General features: G+C 60.0%; 26 protein-coding genes and 2 pseudogenes. 17 read left to right on the top strand and 11 right to left on the bottom strand.

Features of this window, described 5'->3' with window-relative positions; translation table 11 throughout:
- Positions 1-19: 19 nt before the first annotated feature.
- The 4 genes from YA0848_RS14680 to YA0848_RS14665 are packed head-to-tail and all read right to left on the bottom strand — an operon-like array spanning position 20 to position 3,690.
- Positions 20-2,059 carry a chemotaxis protein CheA gene (locus YA0848_RS14680; RefSeq protein WP_040268195.1) on the bottom strand — a complete coding sequence of 680 codons (2,040 nt, stop codon included), beginning with the start codon at positions 2,057-2,059 and terminating at the stop codon, positions 20-22.
- A gap of 38 nt (positions 2,060-2,097) precedes the next feature.
- Complete coding sequence (locus tag YA0848_RS14675) at positions 2,098-2,385, bottom strand: STAS domain-containing protein (RefSeq protein ID WP_034097649.1); 288 nt, start codon at positions 2,383-2,385, stop codon at positions 2,098-2,100.
- Positions 2,386-2,400: 15 nt separating this feature from the next.
- Complete coding sequence (locus YA0848_RS14670) at positions 2,401-2,769, bottom strand: response regulator (RefSeq protein WP_034097651.1); 369 nt, start codon at positions 2,767-2,769, stop codon at positions 2,401-2,403.
- Between the two features lie 9 nt (positions 2,770-2,778).
- A complete protein-coding gene (locus tag YA0848_RS14665) occupies positions 2,779-3,690 on the bottom strand; it encodes a methyl-accepting chemotaxis protein (RefSeq protein WP_371918466.1) in 912 nt (303 codons plus the stop codon).
- A gap of 569 nt (positions 3,691-4,259) precedes the next feature.
- On the opposite strand from YA0848_RS14665, the gene gcvA reads away from it, so the two are divergent.
- From gcvA to YA0848_RS14640, 5 genes are all read left to right on the top strand, one after another.
- Positions 4,260-5,210: a transcriptional regulator GcvA gene (gene gcvA / locus YA0848_RS14660; RefSeq protein ID WP_052229562.1), complete on the top strand. Its 951-nt coding sequence runs from the start codon at positions 4,260-4,262 to the stop codon at positions 5,208-5,210.
- Positions 5,211-5,239: 29 nt separating this feature from the next.
- Complete coding sequence (locus tag YA0848_RS14655) at positions 5,240-6,067, top strand: DMT family transporter (RefSeq protein WP_169902520.1); 828 nt, start codon at positions 5,240-5,242, stop codon at positions 6,065-6,067.
- Between the two features lie 30 nt (positions 6,068-6,097).
- Entirely contained in the window at positions 6,098-6,859 is a 762-nt protein-coding gene (locus YA0848_RS14650) for an SDR family oxidoreductase (RefSeq protein WP_169902521.1), read from the top strand.
- 151 nt (positions 6,860-7,010) lie between these two features.
- Positions 7,011-7,586, top strand: coding sequence for a DedA family protein (locus tag YA0848_RS14645; protein WP_047882408.1), 576 nt, complete (start codon positions 7,011-7,013; stop codon positions 7,584-7,586).
- 81 nt (positions 7,587-7,667) lie between these two features.
- Positions 7,668-8,582: a tetratricopeptide repeat protein gene (locus YA0848_RS14640; protein WP_169902522.1), complete on the top strand. Its 915-nt coding sequence runs from the start codon at positions 7,668-7,670 to the stop codon at positions 8,580-8,582.
- 26 nt (positions 8,583-8,608) lie between these two features.
- On the opposite strand, the gene YA0848_RS14635 is transcribed toward YA0848_RS14640, so the two are convergent.
- A complete protein-coding gene (locus YA0848_RS14635; protein WP_082036879.1) occupies positions 8,609-8,740 on the bottom strand; it encodes a DUF2256 domain-containing protein in 132 nt (43 codons plus the stop codon).
- 131 nt (positions 8,741-8,871) lie between these two features.
- On the opposite strand from YA0848_RS14635, the gene YA0848_RS14630 reads away from it, so the two are divergent.
- A complete protein-coding gene (locus YA0848_RS14630) occupies positions 8,872-10,203 on the top strand; it encodes an APC family permease (RefSeq protein ID WP_169867845.1) in 1,332 nt (443 codons plus the stop codon).
- Between the two features lie 11 nt (positions 10,204-10,214).
- On the opposite strand, the gene xth is transcribed toward YA0848_RS14630, so the two are convergent.
- Positions 10,215-11,039, bottom strand: coding sequence for an exodeoxyribonuclease III (xth, locus tag YA0848_RS14625; RefSeq protein ID WP_034097665.1), 825 nt, complete (start codon positions 11,037-11,039; stop codon positions 10,215-10,217).
- A gap of 24 nt (positions 11,040-11,063) precedes the next feature.
- Positions 11,064-11,795, bottom strand: a complete 732-nt coding sequence (locus YA0848_RS14620) for an OBAP family protein (RefSeq protein WP_034099788.1) — start codon at positions 11,793-11,795, stop codon at positions 11,064-11,066.
- Positions 11,796-12,047: 252 nt separating this feature from the next.
- Here YA0848_RS14620 and YA0848_RS14615 point away from each other — a divergent pair, with 252 nt between their 5' ends.
- A complete protein-coding gene (locus YA0848_RS14615; protein WP_167389889.1) occupies positions 12,048-12,197 on the top strand; it encodes a hypothetical protein in 150 nt (49 codons plus the stop codon).
- Between the two features lie 103 nt (positions 12,198-12,300).
- Here YA0848_RS14615 and cynR read toward each other — a convergent pair whose 3' ends face one another.
- Positions 12,301-13,224 carry a transcriptional regulator CynR gene (gene cynR / locus YA0848_RS14610; RefSeq protein ID WP_169902523.1) on the bottom strand — a complete coding sequence of 308 codons (924 nt, stop codon included), beginning with the start codon at positions 13,222-13,224 and terminating at the stop codon, positions 12,301-12,303.
- Between the two features lie 99 nt (positions 13,225-13,323).
- Here cynR and YA0848_RS14605 point away from each other — a divergent pair, with 99 nt between their 5' ends.
- Positions 13,324-13,980: a carbonic anhydrase gene (locus YA0848_RS14605; RefSeq protein ID WP_034097669.1), complete on the top strand. Its 657-nt coding sequence runs from the start codon at positions 13,324-13,326 to the stop codon at positions 13,978-13,980.
- 63 nt (positions 13,981-14,043) lie between these two features.
- A complete protein-coding gene (gene cynS, locus YA0848_RS14600) occupies positions 14,044-14,514 on the top strand; it encodes a cyanase (RefSeq protein WP_034097671.1) in 471 nt (156 codons plus the stop codon).
- A 63-nt stretch (positions 14,515-14,577) separates the two neighbouring features.
- Here the strand turns inward: cynS and YA0848_RS14595 are convergent, their stop codons facing one another.
- Positions 14,578-15,495 (bottom strand): LysR family transcriptional regulator, encoded by a 918-nt coding sequence (locus tag YA0848_RS14595; RefSeq protein ID WP_047882404.1) that lies wholly within the window; start codon positions 15,493-15,495, stop codon positions 14,578-14,580.
- 125 nt (positions 15,496-15,620) lie between these two features.
- Here YA0848_RS14595 and YA0848_RS14590 point away from each other — a divergent pair, with 125 nt between their 5' ends.
- The 8 genes and pseudogenes from YA0848_RS14590 (at position 15,621) to YA0848_RS14555 (ending at position 21,347) form a co-directional block, all read left to right on the top strand.
- A complete protein-coding gene (locus YA0848_RS14590) occupies positions 15,621-16,379 on the top strand; it encodes a 5-oxoprolinase subunit PxpA (protein WP_047882403.1) in 759 nt (252 codons plus the stop codon).
- 94 nt (positions 16,380-16,473) lie between these two features.
- Entirely contained in the window at positions 16,474-16,719 is a 246-nt protein-coding gene (locus YA0848_RS14585) for an acetyl-CoA carboxylase (protein WP_034113616.1), read from the top strand.
- Between the two features lie 10 nt (positions 16,720-16,729).
- Positions 16,730-18,103 (top strand): acetyl-CoA carboxylase biotin carboxylase subunit, encoded by a 1,374-nt coding sequence (locus YA0848_RS14580; RefSeq protein WP_169902524.1) that lies wholly within the window; start codon positions 16,730-16,732, stop codon positions 18,101-18,103.
- Positions 18,100-18,972, top strand: a complete 873-nt coding sequence (locus YA0848_RS14575) for a 5-oxoprolinase subunit B family protein (RefSeq protein ID WP_169867839.1) — start codon at positions 18,100-18,102, stop codon at positions 18,970-18,972. Before YA0848_RS14580 ends, YA0848_RS14575 begins: the two co-directional genes overlap by 4 nt.
- Positions 18,969-19,943, top strand: coding sequence for a biotin-dependent carboxyltransferase family protein (locus YA0848_RS14570; protein ID WP_169902525.1), 975 nt, complete (start codon positions 18,969-18,971; stop codon positions 19,941-19,943). Before YA0848_RS14575 ends, YA0848_RS14570 begins: the two co-directional genes overlap by 4 nt.
- 111 nt (positions 19,944-20,054) lie before the next feature.
- Positions 20,055-20,402: pseudogene (locus YA0848_RS14565) on the top strand (allantoin permease); the annotation flags it as partial.
- A complete protein-coding gene (locus YA0848_RS14560) occupies positions 20,357-20,728 on the top strand; it encodes an ASCH domain-containing protein (protein ID WP_080758754.1) in 372 nt (123 codons plus the stop codon). The pseudogene YA0848_RS14565 and the gene YA0848_RS14560, both read left to right, overlap by 46 nt.
- 175 nt (positions 20,729-20,903) lie before the next feature.
- Positions 20,904-21,347 carry a DNA methylase gene (locus YA0848_RS14555; protein ID WP_169902526.1) on the top strand — a complete coding sequence of 148 codons (444 nt, stop codon included), beginning with the start codon at positions 20,904-20,906 and terminating at the stop codon, positions 21,345-21,347.
- 63 nt (positions 21,348-21,410) lie between these two features.
- On the opposite strand, the pseudogene YA0848_RS14550 reads toward YA0848_RS14555, so the two are convergent.
- Both YA0848_RS14550 and YA0848_RS14545 read right to left on the bottom strand, forming a co-directional pair.
- Positions 21,411-21,732, bottom strand: a pseudogene (locus YA0848_RS14550) (GTP cyclohydrolase I); the annotation flags it as partial.
- Positions 21,733-21,886: 154 nt separating this feature from the next.
- Positions 21,887-22,351: a thiol-disulfide oxidoreductase DCC family protein gene (locus YA0848_RS14545; protein WP_169902527.1), complete on the bottom strand. Its 465-nt coding sequence runs from the start codon at positions 22,349-22,351 to the stop codon at positions 21,887-21,889.
- Positions 22,352-22,643 lie beyond the last annotated feature (292 nt).

The raw sequence follows: 22,643 nt of genomic DNA, 5'->3' as shown, positions 1-22,643 counted from the left end.
CCATGGAATTGCAAATACGTCAGCGAGCGACGACCAGTGGCGACTGTGGCGCCTGGGCTGTGCGAGCTTCCATTTGTACGAGTTGGTTGAGCAGGGCCGGCACATCCAGGATCAGGGCCACGGCCCCGCTGCCCAGAATGGTCGAGCCGCTGATGCCGCGCAGTGCGCCAAACAGCTTGCCCAAGGGTTTGATCACGGTCTGGAACTCACCGAGCAGGTCGTCCACCACTAGCCCGGCCTTGTGCTCGGCATAACGCACCACCACCACGTTCTGGCGCCGGGCGGCGGGGCCTTCGTGGTTGAAGTGGTCGCGCAGGTGTACCAATGGCAGCACCTCGCCGCGCAGGTCCAGATAGCCTTGTTCGCGGCTGGAGTCGCGCTGTGGTTCGTCCAGTTCGATGCATTCCTGAACCATGTCCAGGGGAATCACATAAGTGGCCTGGTCGATGCCGACCAGGAAGCCATTGATGATTGCCAGGGTCAGCGGTAGCCGAATGCGCACCACCGTGCCCTGGCCGGGGCGGCTGTCCAGATCGACAGTGCCGCGCAGCAGCGTGATGTTGCGCTTGACCACGTCCATGCCAACGCCGCGCCCGGACAGGTTGGTCACCGCCTCGGCCGTAGAGAAGCCCGCTTCGAAAATCAGGTTGTAAATTTCCTGATCGGACAGCACCGCACCGCTGGCCACCAACCCGCGTTCCTGGGCTTTTTCCAGAATGCGTTCGCGGTTGAGCCCGGCGCCGTCGTCGGCGATTTCGATGACGATGCTGCCGGAGTCGTGATAGGCATTGAGGCTCAGATGGCCCTTGCTCGACTTGCCCGCCGCACGCCGCGCCTCGGCGCTTTCGATACCGTGGTCCATGGCGTTGCGCAGCAGGTGCATCAGCGGATCGCCGATCTTCTCCACCACGGTCTTGTCCAGCTCGGTTTCCGCACCGCTGATCAGCAGGTCGATGTCCTTGCCCAACTCCTGGCTGACGTCGCGCACCACGCGGCGGAAACGGTTGAAGGTGTCGCCGATGGGGATCATGCGCAGATGCAGGGCGCCATCGAGGATTTCTTCCACCAGCCCCGACACCGTCGACGTGGCTTCATGCAGTGGGTCGTGGTTGCAGGAGCGCGCCAACAGGCTCGCGCCGGCGCTGGCGATCACTAACTCACCGACCAGGTTGATCAACTCATCGAGCTTGTCGGCATTGACCCGTACATAGTTGCCATCTCGGGGTTTGGCCTCGCTGGCCGTCGCCACGCGCTGGGGCGCGGTGCTCCGGTGAGTGGGTTCGGCCTGGGTAACCAGCTCGGTGCCGGTGCTCGCCAGGTTGATGGGCGCTTCATCGACGGCCGTGATCTGCACCTCACACTCGTCGCGCACAAAGTCGAACACTTCGTTGAGGGTGGCGTGGCTGGCAGTGGAACGCAGGTCGATCTCGAAGCCCAGGTAGCAGCTTTCCGGGTCAAAGTTTTCCAGCGCCGGGATGCTGTCGGTGAGGGTGTCGACCTGCACCATTTGCCCCAGGGTTTGGAGGTAGCGCAGGAACGACAGCGGGTCCATGCCATTGCGGTACACGTCCGCGCCGAAGCGCAGAGAAATATGCCATAGCACTTCGGCTGACTCGCCGTCGGCCGCCTTAGCGGTTACGGCGTCGGCGGTGGTGGCGTGAAGCGGGTGGTAGACACCCAGCGCTTCGCGCAAAGCCTCACCGCGCTGCAATGCGGCGGGTGTAAGGGCTTCACCACGACTGGCAACCACGTCAATCAGTTCGAGCATGTGGTCGCCGCACTTGAGCAGCAGGGCGATCAAATCGGCATCCACCGCGATATCTCCGTCGCGCAGGCGATCCAGCACATCTTCGACGATATGCGTGAACCCCACGATCGGCGCCAGGCCGAACAGCCCGGCTGAGCCTTTGATGGTATGCGCGGCGCGGAATATCGCACCGATGGCGTCTTGATCGTCGGGTTCGTTCTCCAGTTGCAGCAGGGATTGCTCCATGGCCTGCAACAGTTCGCGGGCCTCCACGATGAAGGTCTGCTGTGCCTGATCGAGATTGATGCTCACCTGGACTTTCCTTGTCGATCAATGAACGGTGGCGCCGCCTACAACGCGGCGCCGCGACAGAGTTGCAGTGTTTGCGTGACGGCCTGGCTCTGGCCAGTCAGGCTCAGGGCCGTGCCGTTGATGCCGGCTTCGCGCTCGATCACCGCGAGCAGTTGCAGGCCGGCGCCATCCATCTCAGTGACCTGTGACAGGTCTAGCTCAAGGCGGGCCGCGGCGCCAACCTGCGGCAGCAGCGCGGCGGCCAGCTCGGCGACGGTGTAGATCGTCAGCTCGCCTTCAATGCCCACGCGGGCCGTGTCGTCAGTGGTTTCGTGGGTGATGGACATGCCAGCCTCCCCGGATCACGGCAGAATCAGCTTGGACACCGCCGCGAGCATCTGCGCCGGCTGGAACGGCTTGACCACCCAGGCCTTGGCGCCCGCGGCCTGGCCTTCGGCTTTTTTCGATTCCTGGGACTCGGTGGTCAGCATGATGATCGGCGTGAACTTGTAGTTGGCCAGCTTCTTCACCTCTTTGACAAAGGTGATGCCGTCCATATTGGGCATATTCACGTCGCTGATGATCAGGTGCACTTTCTGCCCGTTGAGTTTGCCCAGGGCGTCCTTGCCATCGCTGGCCTCGATCACGTCGTAACCGGCGCTTTTCAAGGCAATACCGACCACTTGCCGCACGCTACTGGAGTCGTCGACCACTAATACACTTTTCGCCATGATGGGCTCCTAAAAGAAAGTGATGTCTTGGGAATTCTGCTGCGCGGCGTCGTTGCCATGGTGCGTGCGCCGCTGCTCGTCGGTGGCGTAGGTGGACTCCATACTGGCCAGCCATTGTCGGGCGTCGATGCTCACGGCCTGGTCCGGCGCTTGTCTGGCCTGACGCAAGTGATCGTGCAAGGCGTTCATGTTGTCGCGCACATGGCTGAGAATCTGGCTGACCCGGTCCTGGAACTGCAGGTTGACCAGCACGTCGGTCATTTCGTCGCGGATGCCGTAGCTTTCCTGCTTGAGCAGGTCGGCGGACTCGGCCAGGCGCCCGGTGATGTTCTGGAAGCGCTCAAGCACCAGTTGGATGCTTTGCTCGGACGCGCCGACGGAGTTGCTGTCCTGATCGGCGCTGGTGGAGGCGGCCTGCACCAGTTGAGTAATGGCGTTGTTGATAATGTCGACCTTGGCCGACATTTGCTGGCCGGTCTCGCTGGACTTGCTCGACAGGCTGCGCACCGCATCGGCCACCACCGCAAAACCGCGCCCGGCTTCACCGGCACGGGCCGCTTCGATCGCGGCATTCAGCGCCAGCAGGTTGGTCTGCGCGGCAATCGCGGCGACGTCGGCGGCCATGGTGCGTAATTCGCCGGTGTAGGCGGTAAGGCCGCGTACTTGCGCCAGGGTCTGGTCGCGGCTGGATTGGGTGGCCTTAAGTGAGTCGATCACCTGGCTCAATTCGCTGTCACTGCGTGCCAGCACCTTGAGCGCGCCGTCGGCGGCTTGCCCATCCAATTCACCGGCTGCGTGCTGTGAAGCCTGGACAGTTTCCTGCAAGCGTGCGGCGATCCCAGTGAAACGATTCGCCAGGCTGACAATGGCTTCCTCGGTCTGCTGGCGTGAGCTTTCTACCTGTTTGGCCCAGATCGGCATGGCGCCCAGCAACACCTCATCGAGTTGCGCCCGCGCCGCCTGGCTATTGTGCGCTGCGTCGGCATCGGCCTGATTGGCCAACGTGCTCGATGTCGCGCGCCATAGGGCATCGCGCTGAGATTTCGCGCTCCAGGCGCAGGCCCCAAGACCGATCAGCGCCAACGCTGCACACGCGACGAGGTTGGCCGGGGAGGTTGACTGGATGAGGATCCAGATCACCGCAGGCACCACGGGAATGAAAGCGAACCAACGAAAACGCGGATGACCGGAGAGGGAAGTGCGGCTGGAAGGAGGCGGGGTCATAGTTCGATCCTTGAACAGTACTGCGGATATAAACAACATAGGGGTTATCTGCCCTATGTGCCGCAACTTTAGACTCGGCAGTGTGCCTTCCGTCTGGTTTATGACCAGCAGGTGACGGACGGTTATGTCTAAATGCCACTATTATGAACTGTAGCCTAGAGTGAGGTATTTGGGCGGCTTCAATGGCGAGATTATTCAATGAGCTTGGCTTTATGATGAGCTAACGTTCATGCAACGCCCTCTGACGACTCGCTGGATACGCCCTGATGAGAGACCTGCCACCCACCGCGACACTCCGCGCTTTTGAAGTCGCTACCCGCCACCCGACCTTTACTGCCGCCGCGCAGGAACTGCATGTGACTCAAAGCGCCGTCAGTCACCAGCTCAAGCATCTTGAGGCGCTGTGGGGCGTGCAGTTGTTCGAGCGTGGCAAGGCGCTACGCCTGACCGCGGCGGGCGCTACCCTGGCGCCTATCGTGCGCGAGTTTTTTTTGAGCCTGGAGGCGACGCTCAGCGACCTGCGCGAGCAGAAGGGCAGGGTTCGGTTCAGCGTCAGCACCACCTATTCCTTTGCGCTGAAATGGCTGCTGCCACGCCTGCCGAACCTCTCTCGCCTGCACCCCGAGCTGCTGGTGTCGTTGGACACCACGGATGCCATTATTCATTTCTCCAACGCCCAGGCAGACGTCGCGATCAGGCTGGGCAAGGGCAGTTACCCTGGCCTGTATTCGGAGTTCTTGTTCGGGGAACAGGTATTTCCCGTGGCCAGTCCCGAATTGCTGCGCCGCGTCGGGACACCGCTGGGCCCCGGCGAGTTGTTGCATTTTCCGCTGTTGGCCCGTGATGGCGCAGAACTGGCGCCCAAATGGGAGGCGTGGTTCGAGGCGCTGGGGCTGGTGTATCTGCCGCTTAGGGAAAGTGTCAGATTCGGCGATACCAACATGACGGTCGAGGCGGCATTGCTTGGCCAAGGCGTGGCATTGGTGCGCAGCGGGCATGTCGAGAAGGAAATCAGCGACGGCCGTCTGGTGCGGCTATTCGACGTGCATTTTCCATCACCGCTGGCTTATTACTTCGTGTGCCCCAAAGGCGTCGAAACGTTGCCGCACATCGTCAGCTTTCGCCAATGGTTACTGAGTGAGGCGCTGAAAGTGCGGGACGTGAAGGCGCCCATGATGAGTGTTCATTCATGCCTCGATGAGGAGACTTCGCTGTAGTCCCGACATCGGCGTAAATAGAATGAGGCATGCCTATTCATCTGGTCTGCCTCGTCCTTTTCGCCGCGCTCTTGCATGCCAGCTGGAATGCACTGCTGCGCAGCGGTGCCGATCGGCTGTGGTCCATGACGGTGATGTGCATGGCCATCGCTATCACCTGCGCGGTCGCTGCCGTGTTTATGCTGCCGCCTGCGGTGGAAAGTTGGCGCTATGCGCTGCTGTCGGGGCTGCTGCATGTGGGCTACAACTTGTTCCTGGTGCGCAGTTACCGGGTCGGCGACCTGGGGCAGATCTATCCGATTTCCCGTGGTTCTTCGCCGGTGCTGATCGCCCTCGGGGCCGCCGTTTTTGCCGGGGAAACCATCGCTCCTGGCCAGTTGCTCGGTATTGCGTTGGTCTCGGGTGGGATTATTTCGCTGGCGTTCAAAGGGCGCCGGCTTTCGGTCCCCAGCCTGCCCTATGCCCTGGGCACAGGCTGCTTTATCGCCGCCTACAGTGTTGTCGATGGCATCGGCGCCAGGCTCTCCGGCGCGCCAATGGCCTACACCGTCTGGATGAGCGCCCTCTGGGGTGTGCTGATGCCCATGGTTTACATCGCTCTGCGCGATACCCGCAGCCTGTTCCGCGCGCGGCCCGGCACCCTGACGGCGGTGCTCGGCGGGCTAGTCTCTTTGCTTGCCTATGCCATGGTCATCTACGCCATGAACGAAGCGCCCTTGGGCGCAGTATCCGCATTGCGCGAAACCAGCGTGTTGTTCGCAGCATTGATTGGCTACGGGTTCCTCGGCGAGGCGCTGACTGCGCGCCGCATTCTGGCGTGCGTGGTGATCGCCTGCGGCGCCATCATCATCGGCTGACTCGGCCAATCACCTAGAGAGGGATTCACTATGACCACTGTTTCGCAGGCCCCTTTGATCCTGATAACCGGCGGCAGTCGCGGGGTGGGTGCCGCCACCGCCCGGCTGGCGGCCCAACGAGGGTATGACGTGGCCATCAGCTACGTCAGCAACGAGTCCGCGGCGCAGGCGGTGGTTGCGGATGTGCAGTCACTGGGACGCAAAGCCTTGGCCATGCGCGCCGACAGTGCGGATCCGCGCCAGGTGGCCGATCTATTCGAAGCCATCGACCGTGAGTTCGGGCGCATCGACGTCCTGGTCAATAACGCCGGGGTACTGGCGCTGCAATCACGGGTGGAGGCTCTCGACTTCGAGCGGATGCAGCGCATCTTCGCTGTCAACGCCATCGGGCCGATACTCTGTGCCCAACAGGCGGTACGGCGCATGTCCTATCGGCATAATGGCCCTGGTGGGGTGGTCATCAATGTCTCTTCGGCATCGGCCCGACTTGGCAGCCCCAATGAATACGTGGACTACGCGGCCTCCAAGGGCGCCCTCGAAACGTTCACCATCGGGCTGGCTAAAGAGGTGGCGCGGGAAGGCATACGCGTCAACGGTATTCGCCCCGGGCATATCTACACCGAGATGCACGCCAGTGGCGGTGAGCCTGGGCGGGTCGATCGCGTCAAGGACTCAATCCCCATGGGGCGTGGCGGCCAGCCGGAAGAAGTGGCACGGGCGATTCTATGGCTGGCGGGCGCGGAGGCGTCTTTCGTAACCGGCACCTTTCTCGATGTGACCGGGGGTAAATAAAGCAGGGGGCGGCGCTGGCGCGAATGTCCCATAAGCGGCTGCTCATCACCTGTTGAAGGAACCGTCTCGCTCACGGCTGTGTCCATGTGCTGTCGCCACCTGTCAGCACTGGCCCCGAGATATCTAGCCGTTATGGAGCAAATGCGCGCGCATGTTTGAACACCTCGACCTTAATCACCTGCTGGCCACCTATGGTTACTTGGCCGTTTTTGTCGGCTGCCTACTGGAAGGCGAAACCATTCTGATACTGGGAGGCGTCGCGGCGCATCAGCAGGTGCTCAAGTTGCTTCCCGTGATCGCCTACGCCAGTCTCGCCGGCATGTTGGGGGACCAATTGCTGTTCTGGGCGGGGCGCTATTTCGGCGACCGTTTGTTGCCGCGCTTACATAAAAAACAAGCGGCCATCGACAAGATCACAACGTTGATCCATCGGTACCCCACGGTGTCGATTTTTTCGGTGCGCTTTCTCTATGGCATGCGTTTGTTGGGGCCGATGGTGATTGGCGCGAGCAGGATTTCACCGCTCAAGTTTGCCTGCATCAATGCGGTGGGCGCGCTGGTCTGGGCCACGCTGTTTGCCAGTGCAGGGTATTGGGCTGGGGAGTTTTTGCAACGCGTCCTGGGCGACTTGAAACCTTATCGACTGCCCATTGCACTAGGCGTCGTCGGCGTGGTGGTGGCAGTGGGGCTGATACGCCATTACCGATCCAGGCGCAAGCAACCCTGACTCGCGGCTTCTAGGGTTAAAGCCAATCCAGTCATTACTGGCATAATGCCGTTTTCCCGTTCAACCGGATGCATGGACGCTATGTTAAAGACCCTGACGCTTCTGGTGCTGTTGAGCACCATCATGGGCTGTAAAAGCCTGACCCGACCCGCCGATTACGACTCATCGATGACTGGCTTTCGCTGCATGTGGATTGCCGGCCAGAAACCGTTTGAGCGCGACAATCTGCGCTATATCGAGCGCTATGCCGAGTATGGCAATGCTACGTGCATGGCGATCTTGGGCAAGCTGTATCAGGAGGGTGGCTATGGGGTCGATCAAGACTTTCGCGAGGCCCACGCCTTGTTCGTCGAAGCCGCCAAGTTAGACCCGGCTGTCAATGTGCTGCTCGGGCAGATGGCCGAGCGCGGCGAAGGTGAGCCGGTGGATTACGCCAGGGCGCGTACGTTCTACCGTCTTTCCGGTAAGAACGCTGCGCTACCGTTGGGGCGTTTGATGGAGGAGGGCAAAGGAGGGTCGCAGGACCTGCCTGGCGCCCTGGCCTTATATCTGGAGGCCTCCGAACGCTGTGGCGATGAGGCCTGGCTGGCGATGAACCGTTTGCGTAAAGCCGGCCAGCCGCTCACTGAGGTTCAGGCCAAACGTTATCAGCAGATGTGGCTGAGCAGCTTCGTCAATTTACAAAAGCGGCGGATGGCAGTGGGTGAAGTGTTCGAGGCCGTTGACGCCACAGGCGAGGCCAAGCGCGTCACGCTGTCCTACCGCTTCAAGTCAGACAGTGGCGCCCCTCAGGTGACAATGGTCGAGCCATCGGGGGATGCCAATGTGGATCAGTGGGTCATGAGGGCCGCCGCGCGGGTGACCATGGGCGAATCCGCGCCCTTGACGGACAGTTCGGGGGAGCTGGAAATCAAGGCGCCGCTGCTTTTTACGGTGCAGGACCCGCAGCACAAGCCTTACCGGAATTGGCTATGCGGCCGTAAGCCCTGCAGTTGATCGTCCAGCGTTGACCAAGGTCATGCTCAGGGCTTGTTGCGTCGGCAGCGCTCCGAGCAATAACGTACCTCGTCCCAGCAACGCGCCCACTTCTTTCTCCAGGTGAAAGGCAGGCCACATGTGGCGCAGGTCTTGACTGGCAGATCACTCTTTTTCATGGCTCTTACGGCTTTGGAATTAGCAAATAAATGAACTATGGCAGCGTAAAGCTTTTCCATGTTTAAACAACTTTGCTATTGCCGGCTCACGCCGGCTGAATCCACAGTGCAACCCGCCCGTAGAGCCGCCCATGACTGATTCCAGCCTCAGCAACGCTTCGCCTTCCAAGCCGTCACTGCGCCGCGCCGTCACCGGACCGATGCTGTTTTTGTTCATCCTTGGCGATGTGCTGGGCGCCGGTGTCTATGCGTTGGCTGGCACCATTGCCGGGCAAGTGGGCGGGGCGATCTGGGTGCCGCTGCTGGTGGCGTTGTTCTTCGCCATGCTCACCGCCGGCTCGTACGCGGAACTGGTGACCAAATACCCCCACGCCGGCGCCGCGTCGGTGTTCGCTGAGAAGGCGTTCAAGTCGCCGCTGGTTTCGTTTCTGGTGGGTTTCAGTATGCTCGCGGCCGCGGTCACCAGTGCGGCGGGGCTGTCCCTGGCGTTTACCGGCGACTATCTGGCGGCGTTTTTTGAGGTGCCACCGACCTTGGCGGCCTTGGTGTTCCTGGCGGTGATCGCATTGCTCAATGCGCGTGGTATCAAAGAGTCCCTGGGCGCCAATATGGTCATGACCTGTATTGAGTTGTCTGGGTTGTTGCTGGTGGTGATAGCGGCGGGCTGGTGTTTCCAGGCCGGTGAGGCGAACCTGGGGCGCGCCGTAGAATTCAAGCCTGGCGTGAACCCAATGCTCGCGGTATTGGGGGCGGCATTGTTGGCGTTCTATTCGTTTGTCGGCTTTGAGACCTCGGCCAACCTGGCGGAAGAAATCCGTAACGTGCGCACCGTGTATCCGCGCGCACTGTTCGCCGCATTGATCACCGCCGGTATCGTGTACATGGCGGTCGGAGTCGCTGCCTCCGTGGTGCTGCCGACGGACCGACTGATGGCTACCTCAGCGCCGCTGCTGGAAGTGGTGCGGGCTTCGGGCCTGAACATTCCGCCCCAACTATTCGCCTTCATTGCCCTGGTGGCGGTTGCCAATGGCGCACTGCTGACGATGATCATGGCCAGCCGCCTGGCGTACGGAATGGCTCGCATGGGGTTGCTGCCGGCGCCATTGTCGCGGGTTCTGCCCAAACGCCGTACGCCGCTGGTGGCGATCTTGGCCACCAGCGGCGTGGCCATGGCACTGACCGCCACCGGCACGCTCGCGGCCCTGGCCGAAACGGTGGTGCTGCTGCTGTTGTTTGTGTTCCTCAGCACTAATCTGGCCGTGCTGGTGCTACGTCGGGACCGTGTCGACAGGGATTACTTCCGCGTGCCGATCTGGGTGCCGGTGCTAGCGATCATGTCGTGCCTGGTTCTGCTCAGCCAGCAAAGCCTCGACACCTGGCTGCGGGGCGGTGCGCTGATGCTGCTTGGGGTTATGTTGTATGGCTGCAACCGTCTGGCGACGCCCGTTGCATCACCGAGCTAAAGAGATAAGGGTCACCTTGTGCTGGTGCGGCGGGTACGTTTGTGCGTCCGCGGCTTGGCACTGATTTCAATCCACACAGGCGCATGGTCACTGGCATGTTCTTCGTTGCGCACCCAGGCATCGACGCCTGCGTTTTTAAGGCGCGAGGCCAGCACCGGGTTGAGCAAGAGATGATCGATGCGCAAGCCGGAATTCGTCTGCCAATGCTGACGGAAGTAATCCCAGAACGTGTATACGCGCTCATCGGGATACAGGTGCCGTAACGAGTCGACCCAACCTTGATCCAGCAGCTTCTGGTAGCACGCGCGGGTTTCCGGCTGAAGGAGCGCATCTTTGAGCCATGAGCGAGTGTTGTAGATATCCAGATCGGTGGGCACCACGTTGTAATCCCCGGCCAGCACCACCGGGTGCTCGCTGCTTTGTAAGGTTTGGGCGTGTTGGATCAACTGTTCGAACCAGTGCAGTTTGTAGTCGAATTTCGGCCCAGGCTGAGGGTTGCCGTTGGGCAAGTACAGGCAGCCGACGACCACGCCCAGCACCGCCGCTTCCAGGTAGCGGGCCTGGGGATCGTTATCGGCCCCTGGCAAACCTCGATGAATCAGCAGCGGCTCGGCGTCGCGCGCCAGGATAGCCACCCCGTTCCATGCAGCTTGCCCATGGTGCACAGAGCCGTATCCGACGTGCTCCAGCGCCTCGGCAGGAAAGGCGTTGTCCTGCGCTTTCAACTCCTGCAGGCAGACGATGTCCGGACGTTCCCGCTCCAGCCACCGCAACAGGTTTGGCAGCCGCGCGCTGATGCCATTGACATTGAATGTGGCGATCTTGAGAGGGTGCATGGCCAGGCTCCTCAACCGGTGACGTCAGTGCTGATGGGGCGTGCGGGTAGGGTCAGCTATCTGAAATACCTGCCCCTCGCGCCACGCATCCGCGCCCGGTGCCACGGTAGGCGTCGGTATGTCGGCGCGGGTTCTGCGCTTTTGCGCACTGTCGATGCCGAACCGACGGTCGCGCTCGGCGACTTTCTGTGGGTCGGCCTGGCCGTCGGCGGTGAAGCCCATCATCAGCTGGGGAACACCCAAGGGCAGGTCTTTATGCAGGTCCGTATGCCAGGTATGCCAGGTCTTGCCATAGGTGTGCACGAGCTTTTCCATCAGTGCATGCTCGGCCACCTCAGGAATGCCAGGCGCCACCAGTTGGCCGGACTTCACCTCATGCACATGGCTGTGCCATAGCGCCTGCTCGGCCTTGGGCAGGCCGGTGAACAAGCGCTCACTGATGATGTATTCCACGCCCATCAACTTAGCGTCCTTGCGGTTGCCATCGTAGATCACACACTGGATCACCTCTTCGTTGAGGATCGCGCAGTAATGATGCGCCTCCATTTGCACGTCCATCTGACCGTTGTAGAAATGGAAACCGTCGAGGTAGGCGTTCAACGCCTCAATCGGGGGACGCGACTGCAACAGCGCTGCGCCAGCGTCCAGGGAGCGCGTGGTGGTCGAAGAGGCATCGCCAGGTGCGACCACGTTGGATGCCGAATTGCCAGCCGCGCAGGCGCCGAGCAGCAGCGCCATTGCGCTTGCACAGGCCATTTTGAGTGTAGGGATTGTTTGAATGCCCGCCATGTTTGAGTCCTTTCCGTTGAGTCGAGTGCATTCCTATGGATAACCCGTACTCCGGGAAAGTTTCTTAGGCCGAGTCATACAACGCGCGAGGTCAACCGTTCATCAGGCCCAGAGCACATTTGTTGAACATAAACTGCGAGCGGCCGGCCAGACCAAAAGGGGCTGGCGCATGCGAAGCGCACGCCATCACACGTCGCTTTATTAATCCGGTAAACGATCATGAAGAAGTTATATCTGTGTTTGAGTGTGTGCAGCCTGTTCCTGCTGCATGGCTGCTTCGACAGCTCGGACAACGCCACTAAAGGCAATAGCAGTACGACCAAATCTTCTGTGCAGATGCAAGAAGGCAAGGCGGATGAGCATAAGTGACAAGGCGAGTCATCGTGTTATGGGGGTGATTGCAAGGTACGGGTACGGCCATGGACGAGGAGTGAGGAGCCCGCAGCGCGCTCGCAGGCCAGCCCACGCGCCCTCAATCGGCTGCGTTTGCCCGTTCATGATTATTCAGGGCTACGGCCACGGCTTTGGCCACGTCGATAAACGCCCGCGCCGCCGCCGAGGGATACACCCCTTTGCGCTGCATCAACACCGCCGTGCGCTGCAAGCGCTGCGGGGCCAGCTCAATCGCCACCAACTCGGGATGGGCCCGTGCAATCGCAGCCGGCAAGAGTGTCGATAAGGCAGTCCGGCGCACCACCTCAATCAAGGCGCCGATCACATTGGCCTCCATGACTACACGCGGGCGGATACCGTGCTGGTTGCAATAGCGGTCGATCTGGTCGCGGGTGGCGAACTCTTTGCTCAGCATAATCAGTGATTCGCTGTTCAGCGCTTCCAGCCCGATGGACGACCGGCCTGCCAACGGGTGTTGGCTGCCCACCACGAGCGCCAGGGTTTCCACCAGCAAGGGGTAAGCGTCGATGTCGGGCGCGTGTACCTCGTCAAAGGCGATGCCTACATCCAGCTCGTCAGCCAGCAGTTGGTTCTCCATTTGTTCCTGGGCAACTTCACGCACGGTCAACGTGATGTTGGGATAGCGACTGTGAAAGGCGTCCACCAACGGCCCAACGAGGTACGTGGTGAAGGTGGGTGTGACGGCGATGCGCAAGGTGCCCCGGCTCAAATCGCCCACATCGTGGATGGCCCGTTTGCCTTGCTGTAGCTCCTGCGCCGCCCGCAACGCATGACGCAGGTAGACCTCACCGGCGTCGGTGAGGCGGGTTTTGCGCCCTGAACGATCAAATAACTGAGCGCCCAGACTTTCTTCCAGTTGTCGAACTTGCTGTGACAGCGCCGGTTGCGAGACATGCAGGGCCGCTGCCGCCTTAGTGAAACCTTGATGTTCCGCGACGGCGAGAAAGTATTGAAGGTGGCGTGCGAGCTTGTTTGTTTCCATAAGATTATCTGATGCAGTTGATCATATATAAGACTTTTACCTTATTTTAAGGGCGCCGTAACCTTGGTTCATCGCAATGCGAGCCAAAGGAGTTACCCCATGCAAGACATCATCGACGGTTTTCTGAAGTTTCAGCGCAATGCCTTTCCCAAGCGGGCCGGTCTGTTCAAAGACCTGGCCAATCAGCAAAACCCCCGTGCGTTGTTCATCTCCTGCTCCGACAGCCGCCTGGTGCCGGAGCTGGTCACCCAGCGTGAGCCGGGCGACCTGTTTGTGATCCGTAATGCCGGCAATATCGTGCCGTCCTATGGCCCTGAGCCGGGCGGCGTGTCGGCCTCGGTGGAATACGCCGTCGCCGCCTTGCAAGTCAGCGACATCGTGATCTGCGGCCACTCCGATTGCGGCGCCATGACGGCCATCGCCACCTGCACCTGCCTGGACCATATGCCTGCAGTGGCCGGCTGGTTGCGCTACGCCGATTCCGGCCGAGTGGTCAACGAAGCACGCCAGCACGTCGACCAGCCCGCCAAAGTCGCGTCCATGGTGCGCGAAAACGTGATCGCACAGTTGGCCAATCTCCAGACGCACCCGTCTGTGCGCCTGGCCCTTGAAGAAAAACGCGTGACGCTGCATGGCTGGGTCTACGACATCGAAAGCGGCTGCATCCAGGCTTTCGACAGCCGTACCGGCACGTTCGTGGCCTTGGCCGACTACCCAGTGAGCGCCGACATCCCGGCAACACCTCGCTCCAACTGAAGTTCCCAGGTACCTGTATCGCAGGTAAGCCTATGCCCCTTTTTTACCCACGGAGAAATCCCCATGATCCAGTCGCAAATCAGCCAAACCACTCGCCTTGCCCTGACCGACGTCATCCTCTTGGCCAAAGCTCGTAAAGACCTATCGTTCGCCCAGATCGCCGAAGGCACCGGCCTGCACGAAGCCTTCGTCACCGCCGCCTTGCTTGGCCAGCACCCGCTGCCGGCTAACGCCGCCCAAGTCGTCGCCGACACCCTGGGCCTCGATGCGGATGCCGTGCTGCTGCTGCAAACCATCCCGGTACGCGGCAGCATCGGTAACGGCGTGCCGACCGATCCAACCATCTACCGCTTCTACGAGATGATTCAGGTGTATGGCACCACGCTTAAGGCGCTGGTCCACGAGAAGTTTGGCGACGGCATTATCAGCGCGATCAACTTCAAACTGGATGTCAAAAAAGTGGAAGATCCAGACGGCGGTTCGCGTGCCGTCATCACGCTGGACGGTAAGTACCTGCCTACCAAACCGTTCTGATTGAGTGAACCTTGGCCCGACGCCGCAAGGCGCTCGGGCCATGCTCAGGGTGAGTTTTCTGTTTCAGCGGCGCGCAGACAGCTGTTGCGGCGCCAAAAATGCATCGTGGAAATAGTTACGAAAAGCCTGCATTGCCGGGCTGAATTCGCGCTCGCGATGCCACGCCAATCCGACACTCATCGGCGTCACCTTGTCGGTGACTGTCAGGGTTTCGATGCGTTTTCCTTCCAATGACCAGGGGCGGTGCACCAAGTCTGAGAGGATTGCCACGCCGCTGCCATTGGCGACCATGCTGCGCACCGCTTCGACTGAGCTGGTACGCACCCGCACGTTTGGCTGCTGATGCGCATGTTCCCAGTAGCGCATGGCGCTTTGTTCGGCTTCGTCGACGGTCAGCAGGATGTAGGGTTCTTTCGCGACGTCGGCGAGACTGACCGCCGAGCGCTCGCACAGCGGATGGTGGCTGGGCAGCCATAACCGCCGTTCGGAGTTGAAGAGAATCTCTGAAACGATGTCTGGGTGCGTGAGGTTGGCGGTGAGCACCACGGCCATATCAAAACGACCTTCCAACAAGCCTTGTTCAATCGCTTGCCGTTCCTGTTCATGGACTTCAATCGCCACGTCCGGATGCCAGTGTTCCAGGCGCTGCAAATGGTGCGGCAGGAAATAGCCGATCACCGTGTAGCTTGCCGCTAAGCGCAACACGCCACTGGCGCGGATATCCGGCAACGGGCTGTTCAACGCGTCATCGACGCTGCGCAAAATCACGTAGGCCCGGTTCAAAAAGTGCCGCCCGGCGTCGGTCAGGCTCATGCCCTGGGCCGAGCGCTGGAACAACAGCGTGCCGAGAATGCCTTCCAGTTCCTTGATCGCCGTGGTCACTGCGGATTGGGAAATATTCAGATGAATTGCGGCTTGAGAGATTTGCCCGATCTCGGCGGTAGCGACGAAATAGCGTACTTGGCGCAGGGTCAGGGACATTAGCACTCCGGACGATGAGGTATCTGTTTTTCAGAAGATGGCCTATCTGATAATAGATCTTCCCAAGGGGTAGGCAGGAATTTAACTTGGCCTGTATGAAGTCACAAGCGTCGGGAGCAAGCGTCATGCAGGCAGTAGATTTCAACTCGGACATGGGTGAAGGCTTTGGCCCCTGGACCATCGGCGATGGTGTCGACAATGAGCTGATGGGCTTTATCAGTTCGGCCAACATTGCCACCGGTTTTCATGCCGGTGATCCCGGCACCATGCGCCGCACCGTCGAGCAGGCCAAGCGCCTGGGCGTGGCCATCGGCGCGCATCCGGGGTTTCGCGACTTGGTGGGGTTTGGCCGACGGCACATCAATGCACCGGCCCAAGAACTGGTCGACGACATGCTCTATCAGTTGGGCGCCTTGCGTGAACTCGCCCGGGCTCAAGGCGTGGCCCTGCAACACATCAAACCCCACGGCGCGCTCTACATGCATCTGGCCCGGGACGAAGAGGCTGCCCGTTTGCTGGTGGAGAACCTCCAACGTCTGGAACCGGAGTTGCTGCTGTATTGCATGCCCGAGTCGGTGATCTGGCGGGTTGCCACGGAACTGGGGCAACCGGTGATCCGCGAGTTCTACGCCGACCGCGAATACGACCTCAGCGGCTCCATCGTTTTCACCCGCAACGTGCGAGCTTACGACCCGGCCTTCGTCGCCGAGCGAGTGCTGCGTGCTTGCCAACAAGGCGTGGTGCGCACCGTCGAGGGCGAGGACCTGGCGATTGAGTTCGACTCCATCTGTTTGCACAGCGACACGCCGGGTGCCCTGGCGTTGGTCGAAGCCACGCGTCGTGCACTTGATGGCGCGAGCATAAAGGTCCGAGCACCGCGCTGAGACCGAATGAAAACACCTGGCACACAGACGCCAGGGTTGACTCACCGATTTACTTTTTGCCTGCCTTTCTACAACTATTCCAAGAGGAACAGACATGGCCGAACACACTGTAATCACCCCGTTGCCGGGAACCTTCTACCGCAAAGCTACTCCGGAATCGGCGAACTTCGTCGAGGTCGGCGCGCAGGTCAGCGCCGACACGGTGATTGGCCTGATCGAGGTCATGAAGCAGTTCTCCGAACTGACCGCCGGGACGGCCGGTCGCCTCAATGCCTTTTTGGTAGAAGACGGTGATCCGGTGGAACCGGGTCAAGTCGTCGCAACACTCGACGGCGAGTGAGGGCACGATCATGACTCACGCCATTCATAAATTGCTGATTGCCAATCGTGGCGAGATCGCCGTGCGGATTATCCGCGCTGCCAAGGAACTGGGCATTCCTACCGTTGCTGCGTGCAGCGAGGCGGACGTCGACTCCCAGGCTGCGCGTATGGCCGATGAGGTGCATATTCTCGGCCCGGCCCGTGCCGACAAAAGTTACCTGAATGTCGAGGCATTGCTCGGCGCCTTGAAAGCCACGGGCGCCAACGCGGTGCATCCCGGTTACGGCTTTCTGTCGGAGAACGCCGACTTCGCCGAAGCAGTGGTGGCTGCCGGCGCCATTTTTGTCGGCCCGAGCGCGGAGACGATCCGGCGCATGGGCGATAAAGCCGAGGCGCGGCGCACGGCGCAAGCCGCCGGTGTGCCGGTGGTGCCGGGTTCGCCGGATGAACTGTTCGACGTTGAATCGGCGCTCAAGGCTGCCGAATCCGTTGGCTTCCCGCTGTTGATCAAAGCTTCGGCCGGTGGCGGCGGGCGCGGTATTCGGCTGGCGGAAAACGCCGAGCAGCTGAGCGAAGAATTCCCCCGTTCCCAGCGCGAAGCCCAAGCGGCGTTTGGCAATGGCGCGGTGTACCTGGAGCGGTTTATCAGCCGGGCCCGGCATATTGAAGTGCAAGTGCTGGGCGACGGTCAGCACGCCGTGCATTTGTTTGAGCGCGAGTGTTCGCTGCAACGGCGCCGGCAGAAAATCTTCGAAGAAGCGCCATCGCCAGTCCTCTGCCAGCAGCAACGGGAAACGCTGTGCGCCAGCGCGGTACGCCTGACTGAATCCCTGGGTTACAAGGGCGCCGGCACCCTGGAATACCTGTATGACGATACTACCGGTGAGTTTTTCTTTATCGAGATGAACACGCGGATTCAGGTGGAGCACCCGGTCAGCGAACTGATCACGGGCATCGACCTGGTCCAGGCTATGTTGCGCATCGCTGGCGGCGAGCCGCTGGGCTTCAAGCAAAGCGACATTCGACTCAACGGCGCCGCCCTGCAAATGCGCCTGAATGCTGAAGACCCTGCGCGGGATTTTTTCCCCAGCCCCGGCCTGGTCGAATCGCTGATCTGGCCGCAAGGGGAGGGTATTCGTGTCGATACCCATCTCTACCCAGGTTACCGCGTGCCGCCATACTACGACTCGCTACTGGCCAAGTTGATTGTTCATGGTCACGATCGTACCGAGGCTTTGGCTCGCGCACGTGATGCCGTGGCGAACACCACGCTCACCGGTATGGCCAACACCTTGGCGTTGCACGGTGAATTGCTGGAACAACCGTGGCTGCACAGCGCCGACTTTCACACTGGCACCCTGGAAACCTGGCTGGCCGAGCGCCGCAGCGGAGGTGAAGCATGAGTACGCCCATCCGCTACAGCTTTGGCGCCGATGAGCATTTATTTGCCGAAGTCAGCGACAGCATGTCCCTGGACGCGTTTTTTAAAGGACTGGCCGTCACCCGCGCCGTGGAGCGGCTGGCGCTGGATGGCGTGCTCGATATCTGCCTGGCCAACGCGTCGTTCCAGATTCGTTTCGACCCGGATCGCATCGCTCCGCACACCTTGCTTGAAGCGGTAAAAACCGCCGAGGCCGGAGCCGTCGCCGAGCGCACCTTACAGACGCGAATTATCGAGATTCCAGTGCTCTACAACGATCCCTGGACTCACGAAACCCTGATGCGTTTTCGCGACCGCCACCAAGACCCGAGCGCCACAGACCTGGAATACGCCGCACGCATCAATGGTTTGGCCGACGTCGATGCGTTCATCGCGGCCCACAGTGGCGCGCCGTGGTTTGTCTCGATGGTCGGCTTCGTTGCGGGGTTGCCGTTCATGTTCCAGATGGTTGAGCGCGAGCGTCAGTTGCAGGTGCCCAAGTACCTGCGCCCACGCACCGACACGCCGAAATTGACCTTGGGCCATGGCGGTTGCTTTGGTTGCATTTACTCGGTGCGCGGCGCCGGCGGTTATCAGATGTTTGGCGTGACCCCCGCGCCGATCTACGACCCGCAACAGAAGCTCGCGTACCTGAAAGAACACATGGTGTTTTTCCGTCCAGGCGACATCGTGCAGTTCAAACCGATGGACCGTGAGGCTTACGACCACGCGGTGGCCGAAGTGGACGCCGGTTGCTTTGATCTGCGGATTCGGCCGGTGGAGTTTTCGCTGGACGCGTTCCTCGCCGATCCCGTTGGCTATCCCAAGTCGCTGCAGGAGGTGTTGGCATGATTAAGGTCCTCAAACCCGGCCTCGCCACTTCGGTACAAGACCTGGGCCGCGAAGGCTATTACCACTTGGGCATTCCGCCGTCCGGCGCACTCGATCAATACGCCTTGAGCGCGGCCAATCAATTAGTCGGCAACCCGGCCGGTTTGGCGGGGTTGGAATGCACGTTGCTCGGGCCTGAGTTGGAGTTTCAGCAGGATGCATTGGTGGCGGTCAGCGGCGCGCACATGACGCCTCGGCTCGATGGCGTGGAAATGCACCACGACACCGCGTTCACCGTGAAGGCCGGGCAAGTGTTGCGCTTTGATTTTCCCAAGGCTGGTGCCCGCGCTTATGTGGCGGTGGCCGGCGGCATTGATGTACCAGTGGTGCTCAACAGTCGTTCCACCTATGCGCTCGGCGCGCTCGGCGGTTTTCAGGGGCGACGCCTGATTGCAGGCGACGAGTTGCCGGTGGGCATCGCCAGTGGCAAGAGCCGCGCCGGGGCCAGTTTGCCCATGACGTTACGGCAATCATTGGGTGGCGAGATAACCCTGCGAGTGGTGCCCGGTTTGTACTACCACCGCTTGACCGAATCGGCGGCGAAAAGCTTTTTCGCCGAGCCGTGGACGGTCGGTTCGGAAGCCGATCGCATCGGCTATCGCTTCAAGGGCGGCAGCGCGCTGAGCTTTCAGCCCCGAGAGCAGCCGTTCGGAGCCGGTTCCGATCCGTCGAATATCGTCGACAGTTGCTACCCAATCGGCTCGATCCAGGTGCCCGCCGGGCTCGAACCCATCGTGCTGCACCGAGATGCGGTGTCCGGTGGCGGCTACGCGATGATTGGCACGGTGATCAGCGCCGACCTCGATTTGATCGGCCAGATGCAACCCAACCAGAATGCCCGCTTTGTTGCGGTAACCCTCGAAGAGGCGCTGGAAGCGCGACGTTCCTATAAGAAAAAACTCAGCTGCCTGAGCAAGCTGTTCCCTTCCTGATTCTGCCCGCCGTCTAGCGCGGGCCATGCCAAACGGTACGCCAACGCCGCACTTCGGTGCGGTGATGGCTGCCCGCGCTTCAACCATTGACTGGTTTTGGAGTTCACGCATATGGCTGCTTTATCGCAATCGAGTCAAACCGGGCAAGACCCGGCGCATTATCCTGTTCCCACCGAAGCGCGCATGGGGCGACTGTCTCTGACCATGGCGTGGTGGGCGGTGTGCAGTGCGATGTTTTACATCGTAGTGGGGGCTTCATTGGCATTGTCGTTCGGTGCGCGCAATGCGCTGATCGGCATGCTCCTGTCGGTGATCAGTTATGGATTGGTCAACAGCGTTCTCAGCCGCTTTGCGATTCGCAGCGGTTTGTCGGTGGCGTTGTTCTCACGACTGTTGTTCGGCAGCACCGGGGCATGCCTGGCGACGCTGATTTTTTTCTCGACCGCGATCTATTACGCCGAATCGCTTCTGGCGAGAAAATCCTCGAAGTCCGTCGTTGGCATCCAGACTTAGATCCTTCTGAGGATCTCCTGATTGTGGAAAACGGGCGTTTTCTCCATAACGACGGGGACGAAGACAATAACGGTACTGCCGTCGCAATTGTGCGCGTGAAAACCGTGCGCCCCTTCATCCTCGCTGACATGCAAGCGGCCTGTGCAAGCTATTTTGAGGATGGCTGGCTCGCATGGGAGTTGAGTGACGTAAGGCCAGTCACACACCCTGTGGCCATCCGTGCGGCACGGGGAATCTACGAGGTAGATTTCCTACTTCCAGACAGGCGCTGAACATTGAGCAAGATGTGTTGGTCAGACGCTTACTCCTCAGCGCGCACTTCACAAGGTGGGTTGTTCAGGCGCTTACGAAAAACTGATGACTCAGCATTGGTTGCTTCAGACCAAGCTCGCCTGTATCTGAGAGTAAGGTGGTCTATATAGAGATCGTCGCTTAAAGGGTGAACCAGTGAGCAAAATCATCAGCGCACATGACTTACAAATCGACCTTCAAGGTGCGAACGAAGCCGGGTTGTTCAAATGGCTGCTTGCCAGTTTCTTGATGGGCAAAAGAATCCAGGGGCAGATTGCGGCTAACGCGTACCGGGTGATCGTCGAGAAACACCATCGGGATACGCCGCACAAACTGGCGAGCTGCACTCACCGCCAGTTGGTCACAATGCTTGGAGAGGCTCACTACGTGCGTTACGACGAGACTACGTCGTCGCGGTTACTCGCATTAGCTAACAAAGTGAATACTGAATACGATGGCAAGGTCAGCAACATTGTTGCGGCTAGCGCCGATCGTCGCGCGTTCGAAAAACGCTTGTCTGAATTCGAAGGGATAGGGCCAAAAACTATTGAAATTTTTCTGAGGGAAGCGGCTGCGGTGCTCTTCGAATCTTCGGCATAGCTCTCACTCACAGTGCCTTCCGATTGCTTGCAGCGAGGTAAAGTCAATGATAACTCGCACGCCATCTACCACTCGGGCTATCTTCGACAGGCCCAGTACCCTTCGAGTGGGGATGTACGCTCCATGAGCCTTGCCGATGAAGGGCTGCATGTGATGCTCACACAATGAACACTGTTCGATGTCGCGCACGATGACCATTTCATCATTTTGCGATTCGAACAATGCGCCATTGATCAATTCCTCCAGACTCAGTGTGTAGCCATTGCACAGGTACTGCATCGCTTTGGCTTCGCGCTGTGGGGGTATCCAGCAGTTCTTCACGCTCAGGGTTCCCATCTACGCCGAGGAGAATCTCACGATAATGTTCGACTGATGATGGGTTCATCTTGAATCCCATCAGCGACGCTGCGCTTTATGAGTCGGCAAACCTTGGTGGTAGGAGAGTATCTACTGCGCACTATCTGACGCAGATGCCACAGGCTTCGCCGGATCAGCTATGACCCAGCTTATGCGTCTGCGACATGACAAGGCGAAGCTGTCTAGGTCTGCTTATTTTTCAAAGTGGACTGCTCGTCTGATGCGGGTTTTGACGCCGGCACTACGCAACGGTTATCGACACAGCGGCTGCCGCTATCTGGGTGAGGTAACCACGCCAAATGGGGGCGTATACGGCAAAAAAGGCGATAGCCGAATTCAAGCAGCGGGCGGAGTACATTCCAAGTCAGTGGCGTTGTCCAAAAGCCCAAGCCGGCGGCTCGCCAGCTCCACAGGGTGGCATCCAGGCCGGTTATCCAGCGTCCATCAGCGAAGCGGGCGTGCAGCGAGGACTGCATCTGCTCGAACGTGAACCCGAGTGCATTTGCGTCGAATTCACTGTTGCTGATGTCCACGAAAAGCAGATGATCCTTAACGGCATGCCCGCGCAGGAGCTTGATTTCGCGCGCACATAGAGGGCATTCACCGTCAAAGTACAGCGTCAGTGGCCAATTCATTTTCTTGTACATGGTGGACGCTCTTGTATAACATTTGTGCAAGATATGCTGAAAGCAACAGGCTGACAATGGGCACTATTTTCCGCTCTGCTATGGACGGTCATGTTTGCTTTCGTGAGTAAATCGCCCCGTGCTTTCGATTTCGATATCAAGTTTGGTGGCGGCAAACTATGCGAAGGCGTACACGCTTGCGTAACAGATTCACTAAGTTTGAAAAAGGGCAGGGCTGCAGTCATGTAACCCACCTCGCCATCAATATCTCGCCCAGACAGGGCTTTTGGGCCTACAGTGCGGATTCCACGCC

This window comes from Pseudomonas sp. S4_EA_1b (genome assembly GCF_016307435.1).
Classification (GTDB): domain Bacteria; phylum Pseudomonadota; class Gammaproteobacteria; order Pseudomonadales; family Pseudomonadaceae; genus Aquipseudomonas; species Aquipseudomonas rhodesiae.
Note: the sequence above shows the minus strand (reverse complement) of the source record. Positions and strands in the feature narration are given on the sequence as shown.